Raw genomic sequence first — 20,243 nt, forward strand, 5'->3', positions numbered from 1 at the left:
ACCTCAATGAATTGCCACGATGGAATTATGTGCAATTTTACTACTAAAATCGTTAGGTAATTTAATAAAATAATAATTGTGTCAATATAACACAAAATTAAATGGAGAGTACATACACAATAGGAGTTGATTACGGCACAGATTCGGTGCGTGCATTGGTTGTAAGTACCCAAACGGGGGAAAATATTGGAACAGCCGTGCATTATTATAAGCGTTGGAAACAAGGACTATATTGTAATCCATCAATTTCTCAATTCAGACAACACCCACTTGATTATATCGAAGGACTTGAAAGTGCCATAAAAGGTGCTTTGGAAGGAATTTCTGAGGAAATCAAACAAAATATTGTGGGAATTTCGATTGATACCACTGGTTCGACACCTGTGGCAGTTGATGAAAACGGAACACCTTTGGCGATGCTTCCCGAATTTGCCGAAAACCCAAATGGAATGTTTATTCTATGGAAAGACCATACCGCCAATGCTGAAGCAGAAGAAATAAATCATTTAGCACATCACTGGAATGTTGATTTTACAAAATATGTGGGCGGAATTTATTCTTCTGAATGGTTTTGGGCAAAAATTCTCCGAACACTTAGAGTTGATGAAAGCATTCGTGAAAAAGCTTTTTCTTGGGTAGAGCATTGCGATTGGATTTCAGCCGTTTTAACTGGCGAAACGAATCCACTTACAATGAAACGTTCGCGTTGTGCGGCAGGTCATAAAGCCATGTGGCATGAAGAATTTGAAGGTCTTCCATCGGAAGAGTTTTTTACAAAACTCGACCCACTTTTAGCTGGCTTACGTGAGCGACTATTCAGAAATACCTACACTTCTGATGAATCTATGGGTAAAATTTCAGAAGAATGGGCTAAAAAACTGGGACTTTCAGCAAACGTAAACATAGGAGTAGGGGCTTTTGATTGCCACATGGGGGCAGTCGGTGCAGAAATCGAACCGTATGATTTTGTGCGTGTGATGGGGACTTCTACTTGTGATATGCTTATTGCCCCTAACGAAGAAATCGGACATTTACTCATCAAAGGAATTTGTGGGCAGGTTGATGGTTCTATCATTCCGAATATGCTCGGAATGGAAGCTGGGCAATCGGCCTACGGAGATTATTACGCTTGGTTTCAAAGAGTTATCACCGAGCCAGTGCGTGAACTTTTGGGCGAAAAAGCAGCCGAAGAATTAGCTCAAAAATTAATTCCATATTTATCAGAAAAAGCTTCTCTGCTACCCATTACTGAAAATGACCCAGTTGCAACAGATTGGATAAATGGAAGAAGAACACCTGATGCCAATCATGAACTTAAAGCGGCATTTATGGGGCTCAATTTGGGAACTGATGCTATCAAAATATTTAAAATGATTGTAGAAGCAACGGCTTTCGGCTCGAAGGCGATTGTTGATAGATTCATTAGTGAAGGAGTGCCAATCAAGCAAGTAATTGCCATTGGTGGAGTTGCCAAGAAGTCACCGTTTGTGATGCAAACGCTGTCTGACGTATTGAATATGCCAATAAAAGTGGCCAGTTCTGACCAAGCTTGTGCGTTGGGTGCAGCCATGAATGCTTCGGTAACGGCTGGAGTTCATGCTAATCTTTTTGATGCACAAAAAGCGATGGGTTCGGGCTTCGATGCTCGTTATGAACCACGAGCCGAGTATGTAGAAATCTATCAGAAATTATATGGCAAGTATCAAAGTTTGGGGCAGTTTATTGAGAAACAATAAAATGAAGCAAGTAATCTCAAAACGGAATTTTTACATTCTTCAAGAGATTATTTACTTTATGCAAATGACTTTTTATTTCAGGGGTTTCTAAGTTAATCTTAGGAATATTAGGATTGATTTTAACTTTTGACTCATCAATCCCTAAGATATTAAGTTCTTTTTTCATTGCTTTTTTTCGATAAAATATCCTTTGTAATAAGTTGATTTATTGAATGGTTCTGTTGAATCATCGTCCAAAAGACCATAAATATTGTAAAAAAGTTCTGTTTTTTCAAATAATTTTGAAATAGTTGCTCTATAAAGTCGAGTTCGAGCATCCGTACTTCCAGTAAAAAAAACTTTTTTAGTCGGATTGATTTCAAAAAAAGCATACAAAGTTTGTATAACCGAAGACAATATTACTTTCATGTCTTGATTATTACTAATTGCAAATACATCAAGATTATTATCATCAGTAATGTCGCCAAAAATTAAATGAAACAAATCCGCTTTGTTGTCATCGGGTACATAAACAACCATTTTTCGGGTATTTTTTTGTACGCCAATGCTTTCAAAAATATGATAAAGTCCATCGGGTGAAGTTTCAATGTTATAAATAGGTTTGTCCATCTTCAAAAATACTAAAAATATACAAAATATAAAGAAAACAATGCTTGATTTAAAATCTTATGAAGTTTGGTTTGTAACAGGTAGCCAACATTTGTACGGAGAAGAAACACTTCGACAAGTTGATGAACATTCAAAAGTTATAGCCGATTCTTTCAATAATTCGCCAGAAATTCCAGTAAAGGTAGTTTTCAAACCAGTTGTAAAAACTCCTGACGAAATCTTACAAATTTGTAGAGAAGCCAACGCTACTCCCAATTGTGTGGGTATCATAACTTGGATGCACACCTTTTCGCCTGCCAAAATGTGGGTTCGGGGACTTACAGCTCTGCAAATTCCGTTGTTGCATCTTCATACGCAATTCAATCGTGATATTCCGTACAATGATATTGATATGGATTTCATGAATCTGAATCAATCGGCACACGGCGACCGTGAGTTTGGGCATATCATGACCAAAATGCGACTGAATCGCAAAGTGGTGGTTGGGCATTGGCAAGCAGCTTCGGTTCTCGAAAAAATCAATACTTGGGCTCGTGTTTCGGTGGCAAAATACAAAATGCAAACCATGAAAGTGGTTCGTTTTGGCGATAATATGCGTCAAGTTGCCGTAACTGATGGCGATAAAGTTTCGGCCGAAATGAAGTTTGGTTTTTCGGTAAATACGCACGCCGTTGGAGATTTGGTGCAAGTTATCAATCAAATTTCGGATGCTGAAATTGGAAAACTGATTCAAGAATACGAAGATACTTATGATTTGATGGCATCACTGGGTAAAGGTGGCGACCGTCGTAGTTCACTTTATGAAGCTGCACGCATCGAATTGGGCTTAAAAGCATTTTTAGAAGACGGTGGTTATTCGGCATACACTAATACTTTTGAAGACTTACACGGAATGCGTCAACTTCCAGGAATTGGCTCGCAACGCATGATGGCTGCTGGCTACGGTTACGGTGGCGAAGGCGACTGGAAAACATCGACAATGGTGCATATCATGAAAGTTATGGCCAGCGGAATGAAAGGCGGAAACTCTTTCATGGAAGATTATACTTACCATTTCGACCCAGCCAATTCGATGGTTTTAGGTTCACACATGCTCGAAATTTGTCCAACCATTGCAGCACATAAAGTAAAATGTGAGGTGCATCCGCTTGGAATTGGTGGCAAAGAAGACCCTGTTCGCTTGGTATTTAATGCGGCGGCTGGGCCAGCTCTAAATGTTTCATTGGTTGATTTAGGAAATCGTTTCCGTCTGATAGTCAATGAAGTAGAAGCGGTGGAAGTAACCGAAACTTTCCCGAAACTACCAACGGCTCGTGCCTTGTGGAAGCCACAACCAAGTATGGAAATTGGCTTGCAAGCATGGATTTTGGCAGGTGGAGCCCACCACACAGTCTACAGCCAAAATCTAACAACCGAATACATTGAAGATTTGGCCGAAATGCTTGATGTCGAATTGGTAGTAATTGATAAAGATACAACCATTAGAGGATTGAAAAATGAATTGAGATTTAATGATATTTCCTATAAATAATCTGCTAATTTAGGAGAAAATCAGACTTGTAACCTCATTTCTTTCAATTTAAATCTATGGCAGATTCATTTAGCACGAAGATAGTTTCGGCAAGAAAACGCATTGCTTTGGTGGCACATGATAATAAAAAAGATGATTTGATAGACTGGGCAATTTATAACAAAGCGGTTTTGTCAAAGCATCAATTATTTGCCACAGGCACAACTGGAAGATTACTCGAAGAAGCTCTTGATATTTCGGTGGTACGACTTTTGAGTGGTCCACTCGGTGGCGACCAGCAAATTGGAGCATTAATTGCCGAAGGAAAAATAGATATGCTGTTTTTTTTCTGGGATCCAATGGAAGCACAACCGCACGACCCCGACATTAAAGCACTTTTACGCTTGTGTGTGGTTTGGAATATTCCGATGGCTTGCGATCGTGCAACCGCCGACTACATTGTAACGTCGGCACTGATGCATATCGAATACGAAACAGCTGTACCTGATTATAGAAATTATACGAAGAGAATCATTAAAATATGAGCGAATATAAATCTTTAAAAGAAGAATGTTTCGAGGCAAACATGATGCTTCCGAAACTGGGCTTGGTGCTTTTTACTTTTGGTAATGTGAGTGCCGTTGATAGAGAAAAAGCGGTTTTTGCAATCAAGCCAAGCGGTGTGCCGTATGAGTTGCTCAAAGCCGACGATATTGTGATAATGGATTATGATGCGAAAGTTGTAGAAGGTAAAATGCGACCATCGTCTGATACAAAAACACACGCTCAATTATACAAAAATTGGGAAGATATTGGAGGAATTACGCACACACACAGCACTTATGCGGTTGCTTGGGCTCAGGCAGGCATGGACATTCCAATTTTTGGCACAACTCATGCCGACCATACGCACCAAGATATTCCGTGTGCGGCGGTGCTGACCGATGAAATGATTTTGGGCGATTATGAGTTTGAAACGGGCAATCAAATCTTCGATTGTTTTGCTGAAAAGAAACTTTCGCACAAGGAAGTAGAAATGGTTTTACTGCAAAATCATGGACCATTTACTTGGGGAAAAAACGCCGAAAAATCGGTTTACAATGCGGCAGTTTTGGAGGAAATTGCTCGAATGGCAATGTTTACCCTTCAAATAAATCCGAATACTCCGAGAATAAAAGATACTTTACGTATGAAACATTTTGAGCGAAAACATGGCAAAAATGCTTATTACGGACAAGGTTGTTAGACAAATTTACTATAAACATAAATCTTAAAACAAATGAAATTTTTTATTGATACTGCCAATTTAGCCGAAATAAAAGAAGCAAATGACTTGGGCGTTTTGGATGGTGTAACTACCAATCCATCGTTGATGGCAAAAGAAGGTATTTCTGGACAAGAAAATATTTTAAACCATTATAAAGCCATTTGCGAAATCGTTGATGGACCAATTTCGGCCGAAGTTATCTCGACAGATTTTGACGGAATTATTCAAGAAGGTGAGCATTTAGCTTCACTTCACCCCAACATTATCGTAAAAGTGCCAATGATTAAAGACGGAATCAAGGCAATCAAATATTTTACCAATAAAGGAATCCGTACGAACTGTACATTGGTTTTCTCGGCCGGACAAGCTCTTTTGGCAGCCAAAGCTGGTGCAACATACGTGTCGCCTTTTATTGGGCGTTTGGATGATATTTCAGTAGATGGGTTGGATTTGATTGCTCAAATTCGTCTGATTTATGATAATTACGGTTTTGATACACAAATCTTGGCGGCATCGGTTCGTCACCCAATTCATATTATTAAGTGTGCTGAAATCGGCTCAGATGTAATGACAGGCCCGCTAAGTGCTATGTTGGCATTATTGAAACACCCACTAACTGACTCTGGTCTGGAGAAGTTTTTGGCTGACTACAAAAAAGTAAATGGTTGATAGGCTTATGCCTATCAATTTTTTTATTGCAACCTCGCTACATGAATAATAATGCTCTGATACTTAGACTCGAAACGCTCAATTAGATGAGTCTTTTTAATTTATGTAGAATCTCCTCAATTCTTTTTGTAATTGTTTGTAAAATCTATTCAATCTAATAAATATGAACTTAAAAACACTCAGTATAGTGCTGATTAGTGTTGGAATGCTGCAAATTTCATTTGCACAAACACCAGCAAAGTCAAAAAAAAATAAGGCTGAAAAAGTAAATAAAATCGAAAAAACAGCCTTCGGAACATTACCCAATGGTTCGAAAGTTGACCTTTATACGCTTCGTAATTCTAATGGTATGGAAGTACAGATTACTAACTACGGAGGTATAATTACAAATCTTACAGCCCCAGATAAAAAAGGCAAATATGCCAACGTCACCCTTGCCTGCGATTCGCTCAAAGGATACTTAAAAGGCGTCCCTTATTTCGGAGCATTGATTGGAAGATTTGGTAATCGAATAGCCAAAGGTAAGTTTACGCTCGAAGGCAAAGAATATACTTTGGCAACTAATAATAGACCAAATGCCCTTCATGGCGGAAGAAAAGGTTTTGATAAAGTACTTTGGACAGCAACACCCATTGATGCTGCCGAACCGCAACTAAAACTTAACTATACAGCAGCCGACGGTGAAGAAGGTTATCCAGGAAAATTAGATGTTGAAGTAATTTATACACTTCAAAAAGATAATTCATTGAAGATTGATTATAAGGCAACTACTGATAAAACTACGGTCGTGAATCTTACGAATCATACATATTTTAATCTTTCGGCCGATGCCAGCAAGGATATTCTCGACCATGAACTTACTTTGGCTGCTGATAAATTAGTACCAGTTGATGCTACACTCATTCCTACCGGTGAACTCACAGCCGTCGCTGGAACACCATTTGATTTTACTAAACCTCACAAGATTGGCGAAAGAATTAATGATGCCAATGATGCTCAAATCAAATACGGAAAAGGGTATGACCATTGCTGGGCTTTTACTGATGCAAGTAATAAATTAAAAAACGTAGCTTCGGTTTATGAAGCAACAACTGGTCGTGTGATGGAAGTTTTTACAACTGAGCCAGCCATTCAGTTTTATTCAGGGAATTTCTTAGATGGTTCAGCAATTGTTAAAGGAGGTGTTCCTGCAAAATTCCGTTCAGGCTTCTGCTTAGAAACCCAACATTACCCAGATTCACCCAATCAACCGAACTTCCCAACTACGGTTTTAAAACCTAACGAAACCTATCGAACAACTACTGTTTATAAGTTTTCGGTAAAATAATCTACACATAAATTTAGTTTAAAACGCAATATAAATCTTTATGAGGTTGTATTGCGTTTTTTTTATTCAAAATTACTACTCAAGACTTTCATGAAAATAGCCCAAGGTTAAGATGTTGATATATTCAATTTTTTCTACGCTAAAAATGAGTTATTTCTTCTCAAAGTTTATCATATTTTACGTATAGTCTTCATTTTTTGTATTAGCACAGAAAACTTGTATAATAATAGTGTAAAATTGACACTTTTTAAGTTTACTGAACATTTGTGGTGTTTATTTAGTGAATTGTGCTACTCTATTTTTAAGTCAGTGCCTTACTTTGCAAGCGTAATTTTATATTATTTATTAAATGATTCATATTTATTAATTATGAAACAAATTGACTTGTACATTTCAATCACTCGGAAAAAGCTGTACTTAGTTGTATCAGGTATTTTTCTTTTGATTGGCTTTTCAGGCTTTTCGCTAAAAGCTCAAACAGTGAAAGGAACAGTGAAATCTAACACAGGAGAAACGATTCCTGGGGCAGCCGTCACTATCAAGGGTACAACGCAGGGCGTTAATGCTGGTGCAGAGGGAGAATTCTCAATTTTTTGTACACCCAAACAAACCTTGGTTGTTAGTTCAGTTGGATTCAAGGCCAAAGAAGTTGTAGTTGGTAATCAAAAAATTATCAATGTTGTGTTGGAAGAAATTTTATCGGAATTATCCGAGGTTGTAGTTGTTGGTTATGGAAGACAGAAGAAAGAAGGCGTTGTTGCATCAGTAACTCAAACTACCAATAAGGAGCTTGAGCGTGCGGGCGGGGTTTCGAGTATTGGTGCTGCTCTAACAGGGAATGTACCAGGTTTGATAACAAATGCAAGTACTGGGCTTCCTGGTGCAGAAGACCCCCAGATTTTGATTCGTGGTCGTAGTTCTTGGAATAACTCTGAACCATTAATTCTGGTGGATGGCGTTGAGCGTCCGATGAATAGTGTGGATATTAGTTCGGTAGAAACAATCACTGTATTGAAAGATGCTTCGGCAACTGCAGTTTTTGGTTCAAGAGGTGCAAATGGTGTAATCTTGATTACTACCAAACGTGGGCAGACTGGTAAAGCATCAATCAGAGCGACAGTGAATACGATTGTGAAAGCACCATCAAAATTGCCACAAAAGTATGATTCTTATGATGCTCTCGGAATCAGAAATGAAGCAATCGAATATGAGCTTGCCGCCCGTCCAGAAGGTTGGAGAAACATTACACCGCAAGCCATTATTGACAAATATCGTAATCCTGCCAATCTTGCTGAGGCAGAGCGTTATCCGAATGTTGATTGGGAGGAAGCATTATTTAAGCCTTATGCTATTTCAAATAATGCCAATCTAAATATTAGTGGTGGAACAAATTTGGTAAAGTATTTCACCAGTGCAGATATTTTGCAAGAAGCTGATTTGTTTAAAGTGTACGACAATAAGCGTGGATACCAACAAGGCTTTGGCTTTAATCGTCTGAATGTTCGTAGTAATTTAGACTTTCAATTATCAAAAAGTACTTTGTTTAAAACAAACCTTTCTGGTTCGTATGGTGTCAGAAAAAGTCCGTGGGGTTTCTCAGGAAGCCAATATGGCCCTTGGATTGATGCCTACAGTGCTGCACCTGATTTATTTTTGCCAAAGTATGCTGATGGTTCATGGGGATTCTATGCTCCAAACCAAGCAAGGGCTGAGAACTCTGCATTGAGTTTGGCGATTGGTGGTATTCAATACCAAACTACTGCACGAATTACGACTGATTTTACTTTAGAACAAGACTTAGAACGACTTGTGAAGGGGCTAAGAGCTTCTGGAACTGTTTCGTTGGATAATACTTTCGTAGAATCTGACCGTGGTGTAAACGACCTTTTCAATGGAACACAACGCAAATGGATAAACCCTGACAATGGCGTTGAAACTTTTCAACAAGCCGTTGATGGTATCACTGGATTTGATTTTCAAGAAGGTATCAAGTGGAATCCAGCAGCAGGAAATATTGGAGCGAGTCAGAGAAGGTTATTTTATCAGTTGCAATTAAATTATAATACAACCATTGCAGGAAAGCATAATATTACTGCGATGGGTTTGACTAACAGAAATGTTTTTGCAAGTGGAAATACCATTCCGTCGTATCGTGAAGACTGGGTATTTAGAACAACCTACAATTTCAATAATAAATATACCATCGAATACAACGGTGCTTATAATGGTTCTGAGCAATTTGCCAGCGATTATCGCTTCGCATTCTTCTCATCTGGTGGAGCAAACTGGGTTATCTCGAATGAGAACTTCATGAAACCAATAAAATTCATCAATTCATTGAAACTCCGTATGTCTTACGGGCAAACAGGATTTGATAATTTGGGTGTAAGATGGCCATATTTAGAGCAATGGTCTTACGGTGGAAGGTCGAGACTGGGAGTTACAGGTGAAGGTGCAGAACAAAGCCCATATACTTGGTATTCGCAGGCAACAGTTGGAAATCCGACGGTTCAGTGGGAAGAATCTGAGAAGTTTAATGTTGGTTTAGATTTTGAGATTCTCAAAGGTTTAGTTAAAGGTAAAGCAGACATATTTCAAGATAATAGAAGTAAGATTTTGTTGACAGGAAGGGCTGATGTTCCGAGTTATTTTGGAGCCGCACCACCAGTAGCAAACTTGGGGGCTGTAAAATCTCAAGGCTATGAAGTGGAACTACATTTCAATAAAAACGTAGGAAAATTCCGTTTGTGGGCTGACCTTAATATGACCCATACCGAAAACAAAATTTTAGAACGTGCTACTCCAGAATTACTCCCAGATTATCAGAAACCAGAAGGAATGCAAATTGACCAAGTTTATTCGTACGTGAATAATGGAATATATAATACTTGGGATCAACTTTATGGCAGTACAATGCACAATGTAAATGATAATCAGAAACTTGTAGGCAATTATTACTTAGTTGATTATAATGCTGATGGCGTGATAGATTCACAAGATAGAATTCCGTATGGACACACGGGTTGGCCTCAAAACACCTACAATGCTACATTTGGTTTAGATTGGAAAGGACTATCGGCGTTTGTTCAATTTTATGCCGTAAATAATGCAACACGCCAAGTTGTATTTACAAGTCTAAGTGGTCAAAGTAACACAGTCTATCATGAAGGAGCATACTGGTCTCCACAAAATCCAAATGGAACACCCATTCCACGCTGGCTTACTACTCCTTTCAGTGATTACCGAGGCACGCAATATATGTACGATGGCTCGTATGCAAGGTTAAAAAATGCCGAAATCGCTTACACATTTACTACCGAACTCAGCCGAAAAATGGGTTTCAACAGTCTCAGAGTATATATCAATGGCAATAACCTCTATGCTTGGAGCAAAATGCCTGACGATAGAGAATCAAATTTTGCTGGTACAGGCTGGGCATCGCAGGGAGCTTACCCGACTGTAAAAAGATATAATTTGGGTTTAAACATAACTTTCTAATTAATAAAATCATGAAAAATAGAATAAAACTTTTAGTCTTAGTTTGTTCATTATCTTTTGGGGTTACTTCATGTTCAGACTTTTTAGACCGTGACCCTCAATCATTGGTATCAGATAGAGATGCCTTTAAAAATTTCGTCAATTTTCAAGGTTTCACCGAAGAACTTTATCATACAATTCCCGATTTTACGAATGGTTATTGGACAAATTCTTTCAATTGGGGAGAAGATGAGATTCAATCAACTGCTCAGAATTTCCACTTTGGTGTAAAAATCGACAATGGGGATTTTTGGGGCTGGCAACGTAATTTCGACGGCTGGCAAGCTGGTTGGATGGACCGCAATAACAATGTAACAAACGATGACCGCTTTGCAAAATCGCTTTGGGGCTTGGGCTGGTACGGTATCCGAAAAGCAAATTTGGGTTTAGCGAATTTAGATAAACTAACTGATGCTACCCAAGAAGAAAAAGACCTAATCAAAGGGCAATTATTGTTTTTCCGTGGATGGTATCATTTTATGTTTATGCAATATTTTGGTGGACTTCCATACATTGATAAAGTATTGCCTGGTGATGAAAAACTAACAATGCCACGTCTGAAATATAGCGAATGTGCCGATAAAGCTGCTGCCGATTTCAGAGAAGCTGCTAATTTATTGCCAACCGACTGGGATAATACAACTGCTGGAAAAAGAACGCTTGGCAAAAACCAATTGCGTATCAATAAAATCATGGCATTAGGTTATTTAGGGAAAAATTACCTTTGGGCAGGAAGTCCGTTGATGAACCAAGTTTCAGGCGGAAGCACTTCTTACAATGCAGATTATTGCAAAAAAGCTGCCGAAGCATTTGGTGAATTGCTTACGTTGACTGAAAGTGGTGCTGCACCTCACAAATTAGTTCCGTTTGCACAATATTCTACTAATTTCTATACAACTGGTCAGAACTGGCAAATCCCAGGTGGCACAGAAGCTATCTTCCGTGGGCCGTATTATGGTGCAAATAACTCAAACTGGGGAACAAGCAAACAATACAGTCCACTGATTATCAGTGAGGGAGACGTGAAGTTTTTACCAACTTCAAACTACGTTAATAACTACGGAATGGCCAACGGAATGCCGATTAAAGACATTACAAAAGCTGACCCAGAGTCTGGCTATAACCCCGAATTTCCGTGGAAAGGCCGTGACCCACGCTTCTACAACGACATCGTTTTTGATGGTGTAAGAATGGTTGCAGGAAGTATTCCAAACGCTGCTGAGGTAAATAACCGCCACGCAAACTTACATACAGGCGGTTCGTACCGTGATATAGCTACTGGTAGCCGTACAGGATATTTATTGTTCAAATTTGTACCAAGAACTGCCAACAAATACGACCAAGGATATAGCTATGATAAGAGCTTGAATATCAAAGTTCCTTATATGCGTCTCGCTGACATTTATTTGATGTACGCCGAAGCTGCTGCACAAGGTTTTGGTTCGGCTTTAGGAAAATCGAGCAATTATTCAAAATCATCAGTCGATGCCATTAATGTAATCAGAGAAAGAGCAGGGGTAAGTCCCGTAAATGCTAAATTCTTGGGTTCGTTAGATACTTACATGGAAGAAGTAAGACGTGAGCGTGCCGTAGAACTTGCTTTTGAAGGCCATCGCTTTAATGATCTTCGTCGTTGGTTATTGATTTCAAAAAGCCCTTATACACTCAAAAAATCAATTGAATTTGATAGAGCTGCTCCACTTGACCCTGCCAAAGACCCGAAAGATAATCGTGTTTTGAACTTGCGTGAAACTACAATCTTAGAACGTAAATTCACTGACAAACATAATTGGTTGCCACTAAAGGTCAATGATGTGAATTTGTATCTGGAGTTTTCGCAAAACCCAGGTTGGTAAGCAAAATTCGATTCATAAAATGAGATAATAATTGATAAACGAATAAAAAATGAAGTTTATAAAAATAATTATGGGCTTGTGTCTGCTACTTGTTTTACCGAAAAACAATGTAGTAGCACAAAGCACTCCGACAATTAAAATGAAGGCCAAAGTAGTTGGTTCTGACAAACAACCAATCAGCGGTGCAATCGTTAAGGGCTCTGAAGAAAACGCTAAGGCTGTTACTACTGACGCTTCGGGAGCATTCATGATTGAAGTGCCAAAAAATGATGTGGTTTCGATAGTTGCGACTGGCTTTCTCGTAAAGTATGTCACGGCTACCGAACAAATTAGTGAAATAACGATTTCACCAAGCAAAAACACCGAAAAAGTAAACGTTGCTTTTCGTGAAGTTGATAAAAAAGACTTGCTTGGCGGGGTAGAATCTGTAAATGTAAGAGAGCTTCTCACCAAAAATTACTTTACTTACTCACTTGCCGACATGGAAGCTTTAGTGCCTGGTTTCAACGGGAATAGTAATTGGGGAATGGGAAATTATTTGTTTATGATAGATGGTGTGCCTCGTGAAACTGGAAACGTGGCACCAACCGAAATTGAACAAATTGTTTTCTTAAAAGGTGCAAATGCGGTGGCCTTATACGGTAGCCGTGCGGCCAAAGGTGTAATTAATATTATCACAAAAAGAGGCGTTGCTGGCAAAAATCGCTTTGACCTCCGAATCAATAATGGTATAAATACTCCAAAGGCAATGCCTCGTTATTTAGGTTCGGGCGAATACATGACGCTTTATAATGAGGCTCGTAGAAATGATGGATTAACAAATCTGTATTCTGAATTAGATATTTACAATCATGCTTCGGGGAAAAATAAATACCGTTATCCAAGTATTGACTTTTATTCACCAGAATACCTTAAAAGCTCTTATGGTAGTTATGATGCAACAGCTGAAATTTCGGGAGGAAACGAAAGGGTTAAATATTATACTAATTTAGGGTATGCTAAAACCAGTTCGCTTTTAAACTTCGGTGAAGCGAAAAACAATAATAGCTCTGACCGACTCAATTTTCGTGGAAATATTGATGTAAACCTCAACGAATATATCAATTTCAATGCCGATGCTACGGCCATCTTTTTTACAGGTCGTGGTGTAAATGCTAATTTCTGGAATAGTGCCACAACCATTCGTCCGAATCGTTTTTCACCACTTATTCCAATTGATTTGGTTGAAAAAGAAGACGCAGCTTCACAGGTATTTATTCAAAATAGCAATAATATTATTGATGGGAAATACTTATTGGGAGGTACGCAGTTAGACCAAACCAATCCGCTTGCTACTATTTATTCGGGTGGAAATAACCAATACGCTAATCGCCAATTTCAGTTTAATACTGGAATCAAAGCTGATTTAAGAAATGTTTTACAAGGACTATCTTTCAAGTCGGCTTTTGCGGTTGATTATGCGACCGAATATTCATTATCATACAACTATACGTATGCAACGTACGCTCCAACTTGGAATAGTTACAGCGGCACTGACCTTATAAGTGGTCTAACACTCTACAATCAAGATTCAAGGTCGGGAACTCAGAATGTATCGGGTAATAGATACCGCCAAACGATAGTTCTATCAGGACAGTTCAATTACGATAGAACATTCAACGCCAATCATAATTTGTCGGCCATTTTATTGGTAAACGGCTTCCAACAATCAGAATCTGCCATTTATCACCGAACTAGTAATGCAAACTTGGGATTTTTAGCAAGTTATAATTTCAAGCAAAAATATTATGTGGATTTAAGCTCGGCTTATGTACATTCATCGAAACTTCCACCAAGTAATCGTCAGGCACTTTCGCCATCGGTTTCTTTGGGTTGGAGAATAAGCGAAGAGTCGTTCCTCAAAAATGCTGATGCAATTGATGATTTAAAACTAACGGCTTCGGCAAGCATTTTACAAACCGACCTCGATATTAATAATTATTATTTATATCAAGGCATTTACACAGGTGCGGGTTCTTGGTACGGTTGGAAAGATGGTACGGGTATTCAAGCAACCGAATCAAGAAGGGGCGATAACCCAAACATGACTTTTCCTAAACGTGAAGAAATTACTGTCGGCTTTGAGGGTTCATTTTTCAAGAAATTCTTGACCTTGAATGGTACATTTTTCATGAATAAAATTTCAGGAAATATCATTCAAGCGGCTGTTTTATTTCCGAGTTATTTTACAACTGGTTTCCCTGTTTCTTCATTTATTCCTTTCGTAAACTACAACGATGATAAGCGTGTTGGTTTTGATTTTGGAGCAAATTTGAACAGAAAATTAGGAAATATTAACTGGACAATGGGTCTAAACGCTACCTATTATGAAGCTACGGCCTCTAAACGAGCTGAATTATTTGAAAATACCTACCAAAACCGTCAAGGAAAACCTTTAGATGCTATGTGGGGCTTGCAAAGTTTAGGATTGTTCCAAACTAAGGAAGAAATCGCTTCATCGCCAACACAAACATTCGGACAAGTAAAACCTGGTGATATTAAGTACAAAGACCAAAACAACGATGGCACAATTGACACCCGTGACGAAGTATATTTGGGCAGAGGTGGTTGGTTTGGTTCTCCGCTTACGTTGGGTCTAAACTTTACGGCACAATGGAAAAAACTCACATTTTTTGCTTTAGGAGTAGGTCGTTTTGGAGGAAATGCCATGCGTAGCAATTCTTATTTCTGGGTTGATGGCGAAGACAAATACTCGGAAGTAGTAAGAGATAGATGGACAGAAGAAACTAAAGCAACTGCTCAGTTTCCAAGATTGACTACCTTGAACAGCGATAATAATTTCCGCTCTTCAGATTTCTGGATGTACAAAACAAACCGTTTCGACTTAAACAAAGTACAAGTTTCATACGATTTAACGAATATTCTGAAAATGAAATCACTTGTACGTGAATTAGGTGTATATGTGAGTGGATTTAACCTCCTGACTGTTTCTGAGAACCGCAAAATCATGGAAATGAACGTAGGTACTGCACCACAAACTCGAATGTTCAATGTAGGAATAAAAGCCCTATTCTAAATCTGAAAGCATCAAATTTTGACTATTACACTTATGTTTTATATGAAGAAAGGAATATTAAAGGCGGTGGTTTGTGCGACTGTATTACTGACAGGGTGCCAAGACCTCATAGAACCCGCCATTGAAAATAACCGACAATTAGATGCCAGTGCGTATGTACCAAGCGATTCGAGATTCCCTTATGGATTATTGCTGAATGGTTATAACCGAATTCCAACTAACAACTGGTCATTCAATGATGTTGCCACCGATGACGCTGTAAGCAATGACCAAAACAATGGTTATTTGAAAATGGCAACGGGGCAATGGACTGCCAATAACAACCCCGCCAACCAATGGACTAACTGTTTCGCAGGAATTCAATACATGAATATTACCCTTGGTGAAATTGATAAAGTTCAATGGGTAACAGACCCCGTTACAAACAAATTGTTTGCGACCCGTATCAAAGGAGAAGCTTATGGTCTTCGTGCTTTGTTGATGTATCATCTTTTGCAAGCTCACGCAGGCAAAGGTGCGAATGGACAAATGCTCGGAATACCGATTTTGCTTAAACCACAAACTACTTCCGATAACTACAATCTGCCAAGAGCTACTTTTGATGAGTGTGTTAAGCAAATTTATCAAGATTTGGATAGTGCAGATGTAAAACTTCCATTAGACTATCGAGATATAGCCTTGGGGCAAGCGTCGCAGATTCCTGCCAAATATGGTACAGTCAGCGTTGAGCAATATAACCGTGCTTTTGGAGTTACTTTCAGTGGTTTATTTACTGGTCGAATTGCAAAAGCAATCAAAGCACAAACGGCATTATTGGCTGCAAGTCCAGCTTTTGGCAATGACAATGCAAGTAAGTGGACAGATGCAGCCAATGCGGCAGCAGCAGTATTGAATCTGAATGGTGGATTAAACGCCATTACAAGCAATGTTGCGAGTGGACTCAATTGGTATTCAAACACTGCCGAGATTGCGAGTTTGAAAGATGGAGCGAATCCGCCCGAAATATTATGGCGTAACAACTGGTTTGAAAACAGAGATTTGGAACAAGCCAACTTTCCACCAACATTATTCGGAAATGGTCGTATTAACCCAACTCAAAACCTTGTTGATGCCTTCCCGATGTTGAATGGATACCCGATTAATAACCCTTTAAGTGGTTATAATCCAAATGACCCTTACACCAATCGTGACCCACGCCTAAGAATGTTTATCTTGGTAAACGGTGCAACGGCAGGTGTAAATAATACGGTGATCAATACCAATGCTGATGGTACAACAAACAACGCCCTTAATCGAGTAGAAACTTCAACTCGAACTGGCTATTATTTGAGAAAATTATTACGCCAAGATGTAAACCTTAATCCAACATCACCCAGCAATCAGCGTCATTATAAACCGCACATTCGTTATACAGAAATTGCATTGGCGTATGCAGAAGCAGCAAATGAGGCTTTCGGGCCAATGGGAATGGGGTCAAATACTTACTCGGCTTACGACATCATCAGAGCGATTCGTAGAAGAGCAGGAATTGGCACGACGAATAACGATGCTTACTTAGAAAGTGCCAAAGGAAGCAAGGAAACTATGCGTCAGTTGATTCGTAACGAACGCCGCCTGGAACTTTGTTTTGAAGGCTTCAGATTTTGGGATTTACGTCGTTGGAATGCCGACCTTACTGAGCCAGCCAAAGGTATGAGTATTCAAAATGGTGCTTACACGGTTATTCCTGCAGTACAAGACAGAGTGTTTAGGAGTTTTATGAAATATGGGCCTATTCCATATTCAGAAATTCTAAAATATCCTGCACTCGTACAAAACGAAGGTTGGAATTAATTCTCAACCATATTTTTAACATTGACAAAATTTTATATCAATATGAAGAGATTAATTTATATGTCGGTACTGCTCCTAATTGGACTTGCCTCTTGTAATCAGGAAGTTGAGTTTCCTGATTTTAAAACGCAGAACGTATATTTTGCTTATCAATATCCTGTAAGAACAATTACTCTCGGTGATGATGCTTTTGTCAATACGGATTTAGATAATGCTAAAAAATGCCAAATTTATGCCACAATTGGTGGCGTTTATGAAAGTAGAAGTGATATAGCAATACAAGTATCGGTCGATAAATCACTCCTAAAAAATGGAATGTTGTTTGGTGCAGGCCGAGATGAAATACTTGCTATGCCAGATAACTATTATTCATTGGCATCTGATAAAATTATTATTCCCAAAGGAGCATTAGCAGGTGGCGTAGATGTGCAGCTAACGGATGCGTTTTTTGCTGACCCCAAATCCATCAAAAATACCTATGTAATTCCGATGGCAATCACTCAAAGCGATGTAAACAAAATACCTGCTCTTGCTGGAAAGAACTTCGTTTTGTATGCTATAAAATACATTAATCCGTGGCACGGAAACTACCTACGTCGTGGAAATGATGTTGTGACTGGTGCAGTGAGCAGAACGGTTGTTCGCCATGCTCAGTTTGTAGAAAATGACGAAGTAAATAAACTAACAACTAAGTCGTTGAGTGAGCTTGAATTTCCAGTAATTCTCAAAGATAAAGACAACAAGAATGTTAGTGTAACACTATTGATGAAGTTTGACAACGATGGGAAATGCACAATTTCGTCGCTAACAAACGGGACTACTGCTACAGGAAGCGGTGCATTCATCAAGAAAGGAGAAAAAAACAGTTGGGGTAATAAAGACCGTGATGCCCTGTATTTAAAGTATGAAGTAAATGTTGCTGGAATGAAAGTTGCCACTACCGACACGCTCGTGATGCGTGACCGTACTGTAGCTTTTGAGACTTTTTCGCCAGTTGCAAAGTAATGTTTCATTCAACAATAGAATAGTTTTTTTATGAACAAATTATATAAAATAACACTGGGGCTGACTGCAATCATGGCGGCTTCGTGTGCAACATTCGAGCCCTTGGAATATAGTGTTCCAAAACCCGAAAATGTTGCTATACAAGAAGAGATCGATGCTTATCCTGCTCTAAAATCCCTTATCAATCGTACTGCTCATCCTAATTTTAAATTTGGTGCTGCTCTTTCGTTGGCCGATTATAACAACAAAGGTGTGATGTATCGATTAGCAAATAAAAATTTCGATGAAATCGTACTGGGCTACGAAATGAAGCACGGCGGTGTGGTTCAATCGAATGGTAACTTAGCACTTGATAATGTTTCAAGATTACTCGAAAATGCCAAAACTGCTGGTGTTTCAGTTTATGGTCATACTTTGTGCTGGCACGCAAATCAAAATGCAACTTATTTGAAAAGTGTCATTGCACCTGACGTTTTATCTTCAACTGGGCCAGGCTGGGATTTAATCACTTCGAATGATTTTGAAGGCAATACAACTAATAACTTTGAAGCCAATGCTAATGCCGTAACATCTTACACGGCTGCTGGCGGTGGTGCAAATGGTGTTGGAAGAGCATTAAAAATAACCAATGCAAGTGTTCGTGCCAATGATTGGGAAGCTCAGCTTTTCATAAAATTTGCTCCAGCGGCTGTTGTAGGAGAAAAATATACGCTTAAAATGGATATCAAAGCAGATGTTGCGGCATCTTATCCAACTCAGGCACACGTAACTCCAGGTGCATACAAACACTGGGATTTCTTTGGAACTCTTTCGGCTACTCCTACTTGGACAACTTATACAAGAGAAATTACAGTTACCGCAGATATGGCAACTTGTGGTGCAATTGCTTTCAATCTGGGTAAAACTGCTACAAGTTATTATTTTGATAACATCACCTTGACAAAGTATAATGCTACTGGAAGTATTCAAACAAAAGAAAAATCGCCAGAGGTTAAAAAGACACTTATTACCAATACTTTAGATAAGTGGATGTCTGGAATGTTGGCTGTAAGTAAACCTTATGTGAAAGCATGGGACGTGGTAAACGAACCGATGGACGATGGAAAACCATACGAACTCAAAACTGGCGTAGGCAGAACACTTAAAGCTGATGAATTTTACTGGCAAGATTATTTAGGTAAAGATTATGGCGTAATGGCTTTTCAAATGGCCAGAAAATACGGAAATGCCAACGATATTCTCTTCATTAATGATTACAACTTAGAATATAGTTTAGATAAATGCAAAGGACTCATCGACTACGTAAAGTATATCGAAGGAAAAGGTGCTAAAGTAGATGGTATTGGTACGCAAATGCACATTGATATTAAATCTGATAAAACAAAAATTGCCGAAATGTTTAAATTATTAGCAGCTACGGGCAAATTGATTAAAATTTCGGAAATGGATATCGGTTTGGGAAATGTAAAAACAGCCGCAGCTACGCAAGACCAATACAAAGCTCAGGCCGAAATGTATAAATATGTGATTGATAAATACTTTGAGATTGTTCCTGCTGCTCAACGATACGGCATCACGTTGTGGAGTCCGTTGGATAGCCCTGCCAATTCAAGTTGGAGAGCAGATGAACCAATCGGACTTTGGAATCAACAATATGTAAGAAAATTAGCTTATTCTTACGTAGCTGAATCGCTCAAAGCCAATTTAAAGTAATATTCAGTTACAATCATCACCACTAAAAGTCCAATCCCCCACATTTCAAAAATGCTGGGGGATTATTTCTATAAATCCTTAATAGTGATGGTTCATCTACAACAT

Annotated in this window: 14 protein-coding genes; 12 read left to right on the forward strand and 2 right to left on the reverse strand. The window is 38.8% G+C overall.

Going from position 1 to position 20,243, the window contains the following annotated elements; translation table 11 throughout:
• The first annotated feature begins 101 nt into the window (after positions 1–101).
• A complete protein-coding gene (locus A6M55_RS13970) occupies positions 102–1,736 on the forward strand; it encodes a ribulokinase (RefSeq protein ID WP_064198208.1) in 1,635 nt (544 codons plus the stop codon).
• Between the two features lie 16 nt (positions 1,737–1,752).
• On the opposite strand, the gene A6M55_RS17330 is transcribed toward A6M55_RS13970, so the two are convergent.
• Positions 1,753–1,902, reverse strand: coding sequence for a hypothetical protein (locus tag A6M55_RS17330; RefSeq protein WP_156511070.1), 150 nt, complete (start codon positions 1,900–1,902; stop codon positions 1,753–1,755).
• Complete coding sequence (locus A6M55_RS13975; RefSeq protein ID WP_064198209.1) at positions 1,899–2,345, reverse strand: DUF6934 family protein; 447 nt, start codon at positions 2,343–2,345, stop codon at positions 1,899–1,901. The genes A6M55_RS17330 and A6M55_RS13975 overlap by 4 nt, the downstream gene beginning before the upstream one ends.
• Before the next feature lie 40 nt (positions 2,346–2,385).
• Here A6M55_RS13975 and araA point away from each other — a divergent pair, with 40 nt between their 5' ends.
• The 11 genes from araA (at position 2,386) to A6M55_RS14030 (ending at position 20,138) form a co-directional block, all read left to right on the forward strand.
• The gene (gene araA / locus A6M55_RS13980; RefSeq protein ID WP_064198210.1) at positions 2,386–3,876 is read left to right on the forward strand and encodes an L-arabinose isomerase; all 1,491 of its coding nucleotides are present in this window, start codon (positions 2,386–2,388) and stop codon (positions 3,874–3,876) included.
• Positions 3,877–3,932: 56 nt separating this feature from the next.
• Complete coding sequence (locus A6M55_RS13985) at positions 3,933–4,400, forward strand: methylglyoxal synthase (protein ID WP_064198211.1); 468 nt, start codon at positions 3,933–3,935, stop codon at positions 4,398–4,400.
• Entirely contained in the window at positions 4,397–5,101 is a 705-nt protein-coding gene (locus A6M55_RS13990) for an L-ribulose-5-phosphate 4-epimerase (protein WP_064198212.1), read from the forward strand. The genes A6M55_RS13985 and A6M55_RS13990 overlap by 4 nt, the downstream gene beginning before the upstream one ends.
• Positions 5,102–5,134: 33 nt before the next feature.
• A complete protein-coding gene (gene fsa, locus A6M55_RS13995) occupies positions 5,135–5,791 on the forward strand; it encodes a fructose-6-phosphate aldolase (protein ID WP_064198213.1) in 657 nt (218 codons plus the stop codon).
• Between the two features lie 163 nt (positions 5,792–5,954).
• Positions 5,955–7,118, forward strand: a complete 1,164-nt coding sequence (locus A6M55_RS14000; protein WP_064198214.1) for an aldose epimerase family protein — start codon at positions 5,955–5,957, stop codon at positions 7,116–7,118.
• A 369-nt stretch (positions 7,119–7,487) separates the two neighbouring features.
• Positions 7,488–10,616 carry a SusC/RagA family TonB-linked outer membrane protein gene (locus A6M55_RS14005; protein WP_064198215.1) on the forward strand — a complete coding sequence of 1,043 codons (3,129 nt, stop codon included), beginning with the start codon at positions 7,488–7,490 and terminating at the stop codon, positions 10,614–10,616.
• 11 nt (positions 10,617–10,627) lie between these two features.
• On the forward strand, positions 10,628–12,511 hold the full coding sequence (locus A6M55_RS14010; RefSeq protein WP_064198216.1) for a RagB/SusD family nutrient uptake outer membrane protein: 1,884 nt from the start codon (positions 10,628–10,630) through the stop codon (positions 12,509–12,511).
• Positions 12,512–12,560: 49 nt separating this feature from the next.
• On the forward strand, positions 12,561–15,587 hold the full coding sequence (locus A6M55_RS14015) for a SusC/RagA family TonB-linked outer membrane protein (protein WP_064198217.1): 3,027 nt from the start codon (positions 12,561–12,563) through the stop codon (positions 15,585–15,587).
• 42 nt (positions 15,588–15,629) lie between these two features.
• Complete coding sequence (locus tag A6M55_RS14020) at positions 15,630–17,420, forward strand: RagB/SusD family nutrient uptake outer membrane protein (RefSeq protein WP_064198218.1); 1,791 nt, start codon at positions 15,630–15,632, stop codon at positions 17,418–17,420.
• A 42-nt stretch (positions 17,421–17,462) separates the two neighbouring features.
• Positions 17,463–18,425 carry a DUF5627 domain-containing protein gene (locus A6M55_RS14025; protein WP_064198219.1) on the forward strand — a complete coding sequence of 321 codons (963 nt, stop codon included), beginning with the start codon at positions 17,463–17,465 and terminating at the stop codon, positions 18,423–18,425.
• A gap of 30 nt (positions 18,426–18,455) precedes the next feature.
• Positions 18,456–20,138 carry an endo-1,4-beta-xylanase gene (locus tag A6M55_RS14030; protein ID WP_064198220.1) on the forward strand — a complete coding sequence of 561 codons (1,683 nt, stop codon included), beginning with the start codon at positions 18,456–18,458 and terminating at the stop codon, positions 20,136–20,138.
• Positions 20,139–20,243: the final 105 nt, after the last annotated feature.

The sequence above is a fragment of the Emticicia sp. MM genome (genome assembly GCF_001649495.1).

What these genes read in the sequence shown, in the direction of transcription:
- A6M55_RS14015 (WP_064198217.1), top strand. Translation starts at nt 12,561, where the DNA reads ATGAAGTTTATAAAAATAATTATGGGCTTGTGTCTGCTACTTGTTTTA.
- A6M55_RS13970 (WP_064198208.1), top strand. Translation starts at nt 102, where the DNA reads ATGGAGAGTACATACACAATAGGAGTTGATTACGGCACAGATTCGGTG.
- A6M55_RS14020 (WP_064198218.1), top strand. Translation starts at nt 15,630, where the DNA reads ATGAAGAAAGGAATATTAAAGGCGGTGGTTTGTGCGACTGTATTACTG.
- A6M55_RS14000 (WP_064198214.1), top strand. Translation starts at nt 5,955, where the DNA reads ATGAACTTAAAAACACTCAGTATAGTGCTGATTAGTGTTGGAATGCTG.
- A6M55_RS14010 (WP_064198216.1), top strand. Translation starts at nt 10,628, where the DNA reads ATGAAAAATAGAATAAAACTTTTAGTCTTAGTTTGTTCATTATCTTTT.
- A6M55_RS13985 (WP_064198211.1), top strand. Translation starts at nt 3,933, where the DNA reads ATGGCAGATTCATTTAGCACGAAGATAGTTTCGGCAAGAAAACGCATT.
- A6M55_RS17330 (WP_156511070.1), bottom strand. Translation starts at nt 1,902, where the DNA reads ATGAAAAAAGAACTTAATATCTTAGGGATTGATGAGTCAAAAGTTAAA.
- fsa (WP_064198213.1), top strand. Translation starts at nt 5,135, where the DNA reads ATGAAATTTTTTATTGATACTGCCAATTTAGCCGAAATAAAAGAAGCA.
- araA (WP_064198210.1), top strand. Translation starts at nt 2,386, where the DNA reads ATGCTTGATTTAAAATCTTATGAAGTTTGGTTTGTAACAGGTAGCCAA.
- A6M55_RS14025 (WP_064198219.1), top strand. Translation starts at nt 17,463, where the DNA reads ATGAAGAGATTAATTTATATGTCGGTACTGCTCCTAATTGGACTTGCC.
- A6M55_RS14005 (WP_064198215.1), top strand. Translation starts at nt 7,488, where the DNA reads ATGAAACAAATTGACTTGTACATTTCAATCACTCGGAAAAAGCTGTAC.
- A6M55_RS13990 (WP_064198212.1), top strand. Translation starts at nt 4,397, where the DNA reads ATGAGCGAATATAAATCTTTAAAAGAAGAATGTTTCGAGGCAAACATG.
- A6M55_RS13975 (WP_064198209.1), bottom strand. Translation starts at nt 2,345, where the DNA reads ATGGACAAACCTATTTATAACATTGAAACTTCACCCGATGGACTTTAT.
- A6M55_RS14030 (WP_064198220.1), top strand. Translation starts at nt 18,456, where the DNA reads ATGAACAAATTATATAAAATAACACTGGGGCTGACTGCAATCATGGCG.